Below are 9629 nucleotides of genomic sequence, written 5' to 3'. Positions count from 1 at the left end.
CCGGCTTCCGCCTCTTTCAACACACCGATAATCTGCTCTTCGGAAAATCGCTTCTTCATGTCGTTCATCCTCTTCTGAGAGGGACACTACTAAGTCAGAAGCGGTTAAGCTAGAGGGGAGCAGGTCAATGTGACCCTGTATAGTTGGCTGAAACAATGCCGTGAACGGGGAATGCCTGTGCCTGGAAATCGCAAGACCGGGGACGACTGGTCCGCCGACGCCAAGCTGGCTGTGGTCATCGAAACCGCCGCCATGTCAGAGACGGAACTCAGCGCTTACTGTCGTGAGAAGGGCCTTTACCCCGAGCAGATCCAGAGCTGGAAAGAAGCCTGCCTGCACGGTGCTGGCCAACAGCAGAGTCAGCACAAAGAGACTCAGCGCCAGCAAAAGCAGAGCAAGAAAAAGATCCATAAGCTGGAGTCGGAGCTGCGGCGCAAGGACAAGGCCCTTGCCGAGACCACCTCGCTGCTGGTGCTGTCAAAAAAGCTCGAAGCCTTGTACGCCAGCGACCGGGACGACGAGGACAGCTGACTCCGTTGACCGAACGTGCAAGGCTGATTGAATACTTTGATGAAGCGGTTGCCAGTGGTGCGCCACGCTATAAGGTGGCGCAGCTGATGGCGCTCAGCGAGCGCACGATTAAGCGCTGGCGCAAGGGTGACGGCGTGGCGGCGGATCGCCGCCCGGACACACAGCCCGCGCCACAGCCTCATCAACTCACGCCCGAGGAAGAACAGGCCATGGTTGATACTTGCAACCTGAGCGAGTTCCGCAGTCTGCCGCCGTCACAGATCGTGCCGGCGCTGGCCGATAAGGGCATCTACATCGCCTCCGAGTCCTCGTTCTATCGGGTTCTGAAAAAGCATCGCCAGCTCAGCCACCGGGGCCGGAGTCAGCCGCCACGTCAGGTGCCGGAACCGACCAGCTTTACCGCGACTGGGCCCAACCAGGTCTACAGCTGGGACATCAGCTACTGCCCGTCCAACGTGAAGGGACTGTTCTGGTACCTTTACCTGATCCTGGATGTCTACAGCCGCAAGATCGTCGCCTGGGAGGTGCATGAGAGCGAATCCGGGGACCATGCCAGAGCGCTGGTTGAGCGGGCGCTGATCCGTGAAGGCTGCTGGGATAATCCGCCCGTGCTGCACTCGGACAACGGCGCGCCCATGACCTCCTACACGCTGAAATCCCGACTGGCGGAGCTGGGCATGGCCATGTCCTACAGCCGGCCCCGGGTGAGCAACGACAACCCGTACTCGGAGTCGCTGTTCCGCACCGTCAAATACTGCCCGAAGTGGCCGCCCAAGGGCTTCAAGTCGCTGGAAACGGTTCGCCAGTGGATGCTGCGCTTCGAGCATGCCTACAACGAACAGCACCTGCACAGCGGCATCAACTTCGTGACGCCGGGCGCCCGCCACCGCGGCGAGGATCAGCACCAGCTGGCTTACCGCAAGGCGGTTTACGAGCGGGCCAAACGCAACAACCCGAAGCGTTGGTCCGGGGACACCCGGAACTGGAAAGCCGTCGGCGCTGTTCCACTCAATCCGGGCAAGCGTCAGGAAATCGAGCGCAACCAATGCGCGGCTTAGAACAAACTTTTTGGACAACTGGGTTGAAAACTACCGCTTAGACCACCTGATAACGGGCAGCTTGCAGGTGCCGGTGGCCATGGGAATCTGAATGTACTCGCCCACAGCGAGTCCTTTTGGACAAACCATGGAGAACCACATGAGCACCGTAACCAACCTCGATCGCCAAAGCCTGAAAGCTGTCTCCTCCCTGCCCTAGACAAGAAGCTCGAAGAGTTCTCCACCGAGACTAGCTGTCACCGGTTCCGGATCGTAAAAAACGATCCCGAAACGCTTCTATTTGCCATGAATGTGTGTCTCACTCCCCACAGGTTCACAGTGCATTTATTCGACGACATCAACTCCCGTCATCACGCCTATTATTCGCCCCACTGTTCACCATCGGCAAATCAGCGCTAAACAATTCCATCCGTAGACCCATAATAAGGGTAACTGGGGAACACGAGTGAAGAAAACTTCCATTCGGCTCTTGCAGATGCTTAACCCAGTTTTAAATTGATTTTGAGGCTTAGAGTCAAAGCTTCAATAACTGAATTTCAAACGGAGAAGTCAAGATGAACGAAACAACCAATCAACTTCACAAGCTCACCAACTGCATCAACCATTACAATGAGCGACCTGAGCATATACTGGACCGGCGTGGGCGCTTAAGCGAAAAATTGTTAAACGAGCAGGGATTTTCGGCTCTGGTCAGAAACCGTTTTCACCCTGATATATATCCGTTTTTCCGGGAACTTAAAATCAGAGTCGAAAGAGAAGTTCGATACGACGATATTGAAAGCGATTACCTGGACAGCCTTATTGAAAGGGCCAGCTACTACCAGCTCAAAAATCTGAGCGAATTACTCAAAAGAGCCCCTACCCTTTACCGCGAAATTGTCAAATCCGGATACAGTATATGGGTAAACTATTACCTCAAACTTTCCGCAGGTCAGCTAAGGCTCTGGCATCTCCCCGATCAATTTCTGTTGAACTTGGCAAAACCGTACGGAAATTTCACCGACCTGCATAACTGCCAGAAAGATCTGCGCCACCATATCAAGGCCAGGGGGCTGGACGAGGCGCTTATTCGGCTGGCTCCGGCGTTTGGACGACATTTCTATATCGGGCTGGGTGACCGCCGGTATCGCTCTCTCGCTGAGCTGGTTGCCGGAAACATTCTCGAGTTATCCGGTGTTTGTTACGTGGGTCAGCACAAAGTCCCTCTTAAGAGAAGACAAGGACGGCCTCGTTACGCAGATTTTTATCTACCAGATGTCGATCTCGTGATTGAGATAGAGCAGTGCAAAAGCGGAAATCGAGGTAGTCGAAGAGATGGATATGTTGAGCGAACCAAGGCGAAATACAAGGAATACGAATCTGAATACATCAACTATATAACTGTCGACAGTGATCTCTATTACTCCTCTTACCAAGGATTTAAAGCTGAGGAATTCGCAGAGGATTTACAAAGTAAAATATTGGAATCTACCAATATGTATATTCCAATTCCGTCTACCGAAAAGATGACTGAGCGCCAGGTTTCAGACGACATAGCGCTTGTTTTGAATGGATCAGAAGAGGAGGTTTATCGCCACATCACAGAAGAGATGGGAATTAATTCCATTGCGGAACTCCAGAATCACAACAGCCCGACCCTGAAAGCACTTAAACAGAGGCCGGATAAAGGGCGGGCTGTGACCGATGCAATAAAGTCCAATTCAATTAAAAGAAGGAATCGGGAAATGACCAAAAATCACGAAATGAAGCGAAATGAGTACGCACATCTTTCAGACGTAAAAAAGGTGGTTCAGAAGAATAAAATCCGGAGCCAGAGAGATTGGTTTGCGTGGTGCAAAGCGAATCCCGAAGAAAAAACCCGTCTTCGAATCCCAACAAACGTTTACAGCGTCTACCGCCGTAAGGGCCAGTGGGTTAGTTGGACCGACTTTTTCACTGATACGCAAATTTAAGTCGAAATTCCGCAATCCCGTCGACAGGCGGGATTGCGTTTCACATGAACCTCAACAAGACGATATAGAGACGATTAGCAGACCTGACGCTGAGCACTGACAGAACTCCCCAATCTTTTCAGGTCGGTTCTGCGATTTTCGCGCCCTTTCTTTTGAGATAGTGAACCTGCAGCACTTTGGCGTGAACCGTTAGAGGGATTAGGGGCGCCACCGTGACCCTCGGCTCGCTTACCAACCAAAGTGAAGTGCAGATGGAATACCGACAACGACCCAGGAGAGTAAACATGAAACTGATGGCATTACAGGCTTGGCGAGAACATCGATTCCTACCACCCCGCCCACCCATGCGAACTGTCCAGGACTGGGCAGCTACCGGCCGGATCCCTGCCGTCAAACGTGGCGGTTCATGGTTCGTCGATATCGAACGCGAGGAATCTGAAACAGGCATTGAAGAACTGGACGATATTCTCTATGGCTCCAAGAAAACGGCTTAGGCGCAATCAAGGTCTGGAACCGAACCTGTATTCCACTCGGTCAGCAGGCCGCACGTACTACACGTACCGTCGGCCAACTGATGGCAAGCGATTTGGCCTGGGCTCGGACAAGCGTAAGGCCAACGCCATCGCACGACAGGCGAACGCCCAGCTTGTGGAGGATAAGGACAGGCTCGCTCAGGTTCTGGGTACCAACGACATCACCCTCTCTGAGATGATCGCTCTCTACCAGGATGAGATTCTAGGTACGAAAACGCTGGCGGAGCAGACCCGCCGCAATACCGAATACCGACTCGCGCGTTTTAAACAGGATCTTGGAGATCGTATTGTCTCTCAATTCGATGTTGGCCAGATTGCGTCCTACCTGGATCAATTTAAACGCGATAGCTATGTCAAACACCGCGGCCAGATGGTGGAACTGTTCCGTTTTGCCAAACGTAAGGGCTGGTTCCCGGACACGCGGGACAACCCTGCCGAACTGACCTACTCCAAGATGGACTACGGCAAACACCGGCGGCGGATGACACTCCAACAGTTCCGCGCCATCCATCAGCAGGCGCCTCACTGGATGCAGATCGCAATGGAGCTGGCCATCGTCACTCTGCAGGGGCGATATGAAGTGTGCCATATGCGCTACGACGACCTTCAGGACGACCAGCTTTATGTCGTCCGGGAAAAGACCAAGAAAAACGAATGGGGACACCTGAGGATTCCGGTAACGCCTGCCCTTGAGGATATTATCCGGCGTTCGCGGGATGAAGTGGTCAGCCCCTTCATCGTCCACCGGGCTCCAGCGAAACGAAAGCGTGCTTCAGGCAAACAGCACTGGACCCAGCTTACGCTCAACGACTTTTCAGCAAAGTTCCGCAAGGTTCGTGATCAGGTGCCCGAACTCGCCGCCATGGCCAGCAATGAGCGCCCCAGTTTCCACGAGATCCGCGCTTTAGGCTCGTGGCTCTACGAGCAGGCCGGCTTTGAGCGTGACTACGTCCAAGCGCTCATGGCTCACGGAGACGAGAAAATGACAGCCCACTACCAGTCCGGGCACCAGAAAAAGTGGGTGGATGTGCGCGCCGATCTGGATCTCAAGACAGTATTCGATACCCGGTAAACGACACTGTATAGTGCCCACGTTTTACCAAGGATTTACCAAAGTTTTACCAAAAGGAATTTGGATAGGGCGCGAGAGAGGAGATAAGAGATTGATTTGGAAATGGTAGGACCGGGCGGATTCGAACCGCCGACCTCTGCCATGTCAAGGCAGCGCTCTAACCAACTGAGCTACGGTCCTGCTGTGCGCGACAGGGTGCGTAATATAGCGATCCGGCCCGGGCTGGTCAACCATGACGGCTGATTGCGCTGGCATCCGGCGGTGTGATGCGCTTCAATGGCGCCATGAAACACTGGTTCTCACGCTCTGAAACGGCCCTCACCTCCACGGAACCCACGCTTCTGGCGCGGCTCAGTCACTGGCGATTGCAGCTGGGGTTTGTGCTCGGTCCGCTGGTGTTCGCGGCTCTGCTCACCGCGGGGCCGCCGGATTCCATGGATATGGCCAGCTGGCGCGTGCTCGCACTGACCCTTCTCATGGCCATCTGGTGGGTGACCGAGGCGTTGCCCATTGCCGTTACCGCCCTGCTGCCTGTTGCCCTGATTCCCCTGATGAATGTGGCCCCCATTGATCAGGCGGCGGCTTCCTATGCCAACCCTCTGGTGTTCCTCTTCCTGGGTGGCTTCCTGCTGGCGGAGGGCATCCAGCGCTGGAATCTCCACCGGCGTCTGGCACTGCTCGTACTCAGTCTCTCAGGAACCCGCCCGGATCGCGTTGTTGGCGGCTTCATGACGGCAACGGCCCTTCTCAGCATGTGGGTCAGCAATACCGCCACCGCCGCACTCATGCTGCCCATCGGGCTCTCTGTGCTGACTCTGGTGGAAGAAAGCGATCAGGACCACAACCATCAGAGTCTGAACGTAGCGCTGCTGCTCGGCATCGCAATGGGGGCGAATATCGGGGGCATGGCAACGCTCATCGGTACGCCGCCCAATGCCCTTCTGGCGGGTTATCTGAGGGACAGCCATGATCTGGATATCACCTTCCTCTCCTGGATGGCGGTTGCCTTGCCTCTGGCGCTCACGCTGCTGGCGACCGCCTGGTGGCTTCTTACCCGGAAGCTCTACCAGCCGGGCCACACTCCCATTGACGGGCTTGAATCCCTGCTGGACCGGGAACGCCACAGCCTCGGCCCAATGACGCTCCCGCAGGTCATGGTTGCGGTCGTGTTTCTTCTGGTGGCGCTGGCCTGGCTCACGCGCCCGCTTCTCGACAGTCTCTTCCAATCGCTACAGCTCACGGATGCGGGCATCGCCATCACCGGCGCCCTGCTGCTGTTCCTTATACCGTCCGACTGGCGCCGCCCGAGCTTTCTGCTGAGCTGGGAGCAGGCACGCAATCTGCCTTGGGGTGTCTTGATTCTGGTCGGAGGCGGGCTGGCACTGGGGTCGGCCATTGAGTCCAGTGGCCTGGCAGCCGCGGCCGCGGAACTGCTTTCCGGGATGGCGGACTGGCCGCTTCTGCTACTGATGCTCGCGGTGGCGGCGTTGATCATGACGTTGAGCCATGTCACCAGCAACACCGCCACGGCCGCGACCATGCTGCCTCTGACCGCTTCATTTGCGCTTGCTCAGGACCTGTCGCTGATCCACCTGACAGTGCCTGTGGCTATGGCTGCCTCATGCGCGTTCATGCTGCCGGTCGCCACGCCTCCCAACGCCATCATCTTCAGCAGCGAGCGCATCAGCGTCGGCCAGATGGCCCATGCGGGCGCCTGGCTGAGTGGCATCACACTTCTGCTGATCGCGCTCTGGGTATGGCTGGTGGCAGCGCCGGTGCTGGCGTGGGTCACCGGCTACTGAGTGGCTCAGACCTGATAGAAATCCCGGTACCAGTCCACGAAGTTGCGGATCCCGGTTTCCACTGGGGTCTCCGGCCGATAGCCCACATCCTCGATCAGATCCTGGACATCGGCATAGGTGGCGGGTACGTCTCCGGGCTGCATCGGCAGGTAGTTCTTTTCCGCCTTGCGGCCCAGGCACTCTTCCAGCACCTCGATGAACCGGGAAAGCTCAACCGGATTGTTGCTGCCGATGTTGTAGAGCCGGTAGGGCGCGTTGCTGGTGCCTGAATCCGGGTCCGCCCCACTCCATTCCGGGTTCGGGGTGGCCACGTGGTCCAGCGTGCGGATCACGCCCTCCACAATGTCATCAATGTAGGTGAAGTCCCGCTGGTGATGACCGTGGTTGAACACGTCGATGGGTTCGCCGTTCAGGATTCGCTTCGTGAAGATGAACAGCGCCATGTCCGGCCGGCCCCAGGGCCCGTAGACGGTGAAGAACCGCAGGCCGGTGGTGGGAAGCCGGTAGAGATGGCTGTAGGTGTGCGACATCAGCTCGTTGGCCTTTTTGGAGGCCGCATAGAGACTGAGCGGATGATCCACGTTGTCGTGGACCGAGAACGGCATGCTCTCGTTGGCCCCGTAGACCGAACTGCTGGAGGCGTAGACCAGATGCTCCACGCCATTGTGGCGACACCCTTCAAGGATGTTCATGTGGCCAACGAGGTTGGCATCCACATAGGCGTTGGGGTTCTCGATGGAATAGCGGACACCGGCCTGGGCGGCGAGATGCACCACCCGTTGCGGCTGGTACTCGCTGAATAGCCGGGCCATGCCCTCGCGGTCCGCGATGTCCAGGCGCTCCTCCGTGAATCCTTCACGGGGCGTCAGCCGGGCCAGCCGGGCTTCCTTGAGGGACACGTCGTAATAGTCGTTGACATTGTCCACGCCGATGACCTCATCGCCGCGATCCAGCAAGCGATGGGCCACGTGTGAGCCGATGAACCCGGCCGTTCCCGTTACCAGTATCCGCAATTCCGTTCTCCCTGATTAAAAGCCGACGCCGAGGCGTACGAAGGGGCCGCTCAGCTCGGTGTCCACGTTGAGATCGCCGGAGGCGTCCACATCCACATCAAACTGGCGGTAACCGCCCTGGATATAGACCGGATCGGCGTTGTAGCTGATGTAGCCTTCCACATCGGTGGCCGAGTCGCCGTCATAGGAGATGTAGTTGAGCTCCGCGCCCGCGCCAAGGCCGGTCAGGGGGAGATCCACATCAGCTCGGACGTGGCCCATGGGGAGGAATTCATCAACCTCGACGGTGTCGGTATTACCGCCCTGCTCTTTCAGGGTTACTTCGCCATCGAAGTGCTTCACGTTCAGACCCAGATCCAGCGTCACAACAGGGATCGGCGCGGTATAGAAGGCAGTGTAATCATAGTGCGTCAGGTCGGCCCTGCTCTTCACATCTCTACCATAACTGTTGCCTTCAAACGTCGTATTAACGCTGCCTGTGCCCTTGTGCTCGATATCGTTATACCGCAGCCGCAGATTCGGAATCACCGGAACTGGATGGGCAAAACGGATGGAGAAGTTATTGTGCCCCTCGCTGTCGTAACCGAGGTCATTCTCCACATCGATCGGATCGCCTCCTGACTGGAGAGTCCCGGACGCATCCGCATCCCAGTAACCTGCCGTCACATCCACGTCGACCAGCGGTACCACGGCATTGGCGGCGCCGGCACTGGTCATCAGCAGGGCACCGAGAGCGGCTTTTGTTGTTGTCTTCATTGCGGAATCCTCTTGCTGTCGGCGTTTGAAGAAAGTCACACCCAGTATCGACCTGAATTCACACACTTTCAAAGTCGATCCCCAGGCGCCGCCCCACTTCCTCATAGGTTTCGATGACATCACCGAGGTCCTGGCGGAAGCGGTCCTTATCCATCTTGCGGCGGGTTTCGGCATCCCAGATGCGGCAACCGTCCGGGCTGAACTCGTCACCCAGCACCAGACCGCCGCCAGCACGCCCGAACTCCAGCTTGTAATCAACCAGCAGCATCCCCGCGTCCAGGAACAGCTGCTTGAGCACACGATTCACCGCGTAGGTGAGTTCCTTCATCTCCCTGAGCTCGTCCGCCTGGGCCCAGCCAAAGGTCTCCGCGAGGGATTCATTGATCATGGGGTCGTGGAGGGCGTCGTCCTTGAGAAACAGCTCAAAGGTCGGCGGCAACAGTTCCTGGCCTTCCTGGACCCCGAGGCGCCGGCACAGGCTGCCCGCAGCGTAATTGCGTACCACGCACTCCACCGGCAGCATCTCAAGGTTACGCACCAGGGATTCATTGGGCGCCAGGACACGCTCGAAATGGGTGGGAATGCCCGCGTCCTCCAGCTTCTGCATGATGAAGGCATTGAACAGGTTATTAACCCGCCCCTTGCGATCAAGCTGGGCGACCTTTTCACCGTCGAAGGCGGACGTATCATCCCGGAACGCCAGTATGAAACGCTCCGGATCGTCCGTCCGGTATACGGATTTCGCCTTGCCAGCGTAGAGTTCGCTGCCTTTTTCCATCACGCTCTCCCAGATTGCGGTTGCGGGGCCGGCACCCGACCCTGAACGCGCGAATGATAGCCGATCAGCGCCAGTCGACGCCATGATTGCTCAATGCGTGTAACCGCTCAGGCCCCTATACTCTGCATGCAGGG

General features: G+C 57.0%; 9 protein-coding genes and 1 tRNA gene. 6 read left to right on the top strand and 4 right to left on the bottom strand.

Annotation, left to right across the window (positions count from 1 at the left end; all coding sequences use genetic code 11):
* Positions 1–177 precede the first annotated feature (177 nt).
* The 5 genes from GLW01_RS03255 (at position 178) to GLW01_RS03235 (ending at position 5146) form a co-directional block, all read left to right on the top strand.
* Positions 178–531 carry a transposase gene (locus GLW01_RS03255; protein WP_237416458.1) on the top strand — a complete coding sequence of 118 codons (354 nt, stop codon included), beginning with the start codon at positions 178–180 and terminating at the stop codon, positions 529–531.
* Positions 532–536: 5 nt separating this feature from the next.
* Positions 537–1589, top strand: coding sequence for an IS3 family transposase (locus tag GLW01_RS03250; RefSeq protein ID WP_237416457.1), 1053 nt, complete (start codon positions 537–539; stop codon positions 1587–1589).
* 554 nt (positions 1590–2143) lie between these two features.
* Entirely contained in the window at positions 2144–3541 is a 1398-nt protein-coding gene (locus GLW01_RS03245) for a hypothetical protein (protein ID WP_160898093.1), read from the top strand.
* Positions 3542–3825: 284 nt separating this feature from the next.
* Complete coding sequence (locus GLW01_RS03240) at positions 3826–4035, top strand: DNA-binding protein (RefSeq protein WP_202405521.1); 210 nt, start codon at positions 3826–3828, stop codon at positions 4033–4035.
* Positions 4013–5146 (top strand): phage integrase Arm DNA-binding domain-containing protein, encoded by a 1134-nt coding sequence (locus tag GLW01_RS03235; RefSeq protein WP_160898092.1) that lies wholly within the window; start codon positions 4013–4015, stop codon positions 5144–5146. Before GLW01_RS03240 ends, GLW01_RS03235 begins: the two co-directional genes overlap by 23 nt.
* Positions 5147–5249: 103 nt before the next feature.
* On the opposite strand, the gene GLW01_RS03230 is transcribed toward GLW01_RS03235, so the two are convergent.
* Positions 5250–5326: transfer RNA gene (locus GLW01_RS03230), tRNA-Val, on the bottom strand.
* 86 nt (positions 5327–5412) lie between these two features.
* Between GLW01_RS03230 and GLW01_RS03225 the strand changes: the two genes are divergently transcribed.
* Positions 5413–6948, top strand: a complete 1536-nt coding sequence (locus GLW01_RS03225; RefSeq protein WP_237416456.1) for an SLC13 family permease — start codon at positions 5413–5415, stop codon at positions 6946–6948.
* Between the two features lie 5 nt (positions 6949–6953).
* Here the strand turns inward: GLW01_RS03225 and GLW01_RS03220 are convergent, their stop codons facing one another.
* The 3 genes from GLW01_RS03220 to purC are packed head-to-tail and all read right to left on the bottom strand — an operon-like array spanning position 6954 to position 9495.
* The gene (locus tag GLW01_RS03220) at positions 6954–7961 is read right to left on the bottom strand and encodes an NAD-dependent epimerase (RefSeq protein WP_160898091.1); all 1008 of its coding nucleotides are present in this window, start codon (positions 7959–7961) and stop codon (positions 6954–6956) included.
* Positions 7962–7976: 15 nt separating this feature from the next.
* Positions 7977–8717, bottom strand: coding sequence for a TIGR04219 family outer membrane beta-barrel protein (locus tag GLW01_RS03215; RefSeq protein WP_160898090.1), 741 nt, complete (start codon positions 8715–8717; stop codon positions 7977–7979).
* Between the two features lie 58 nt (positions 8718–8775).
* Positions 8776–9495 carry a phosphoribosylaminoimidazolesuccinocarboxamide synthase gene (gene purC, locus GLW01_RS03210; RefSeq protein WP_151439087.1) on the bottom strand — a complete coding sequence of 240 codons (720 nt, stop codon included), beginning with the start codon at positions 9493–9495 and terminating at the stop codon, positions 8776–8778.
* Positions 9496–9629 lie beyond the last annotated feature (134 nt).

The organism is Vreelandella halophila (genome assembly GCF_009856365.1).
In the GTDB taxonomy this organism is placed as follows: domain Bacteria; phylum Pseudomonadota; class Gammaproteobacteria; order Pseudomonadales; family Oleiphilaceae; genus Halospina; species Halospina utahensis_B.
Note: the sequence above shows the minus strand (reverse complement) of the source record. Positions and strands in the feature narration are given on the sequence as shown.

Excerpts from the sequence above, each read along its gene's own strand:
- GLW01_RS03225 (WP_237416456.1), top strand. The coding sequence starts at position 5,413 with ATGCGCTTCAATGGCGCCATGAAACACTGGTTCTCACGCTCTGAAACG.
- GLW01_RS03215 (WP_160898090.1), bottom strand. The coding sequence starts at position 8,717 with ATGAAGACAACAACAAAAGCCGCTCTCGGTGCCCTGCTGATGACCAGT.
- GLW01_RS03240 (WP_202405521.1), top strand. The coding sequence starts at position 3,826 with ATGAAACTGATGGCATTACAGGCTTGGCGAGAACATCGATTCCTACCA.
- GLW01_RS03235 (WP_160898092.1), top strand. The coding sequence starts at position 4,013 with ATGGCTCCAAGAAAACGGCTTAGGCGCAATCAAGGTCTGGAACCGAAC.
- GLW01_RS03245 (WP_160898093.1), top strand. The coding sequence starts at position 2,144 with ATGAACGAAACAACCAATCAACTTCACAAGCTCACCAACTGCATCAAC.
- purC (WP_151439087.1), bottom strand. The coding sequence starts at position 9,495 with ATGGAAAAAGGCAGCGAACTCTACGCTGGCAAGGCGAAATCCGTATAC.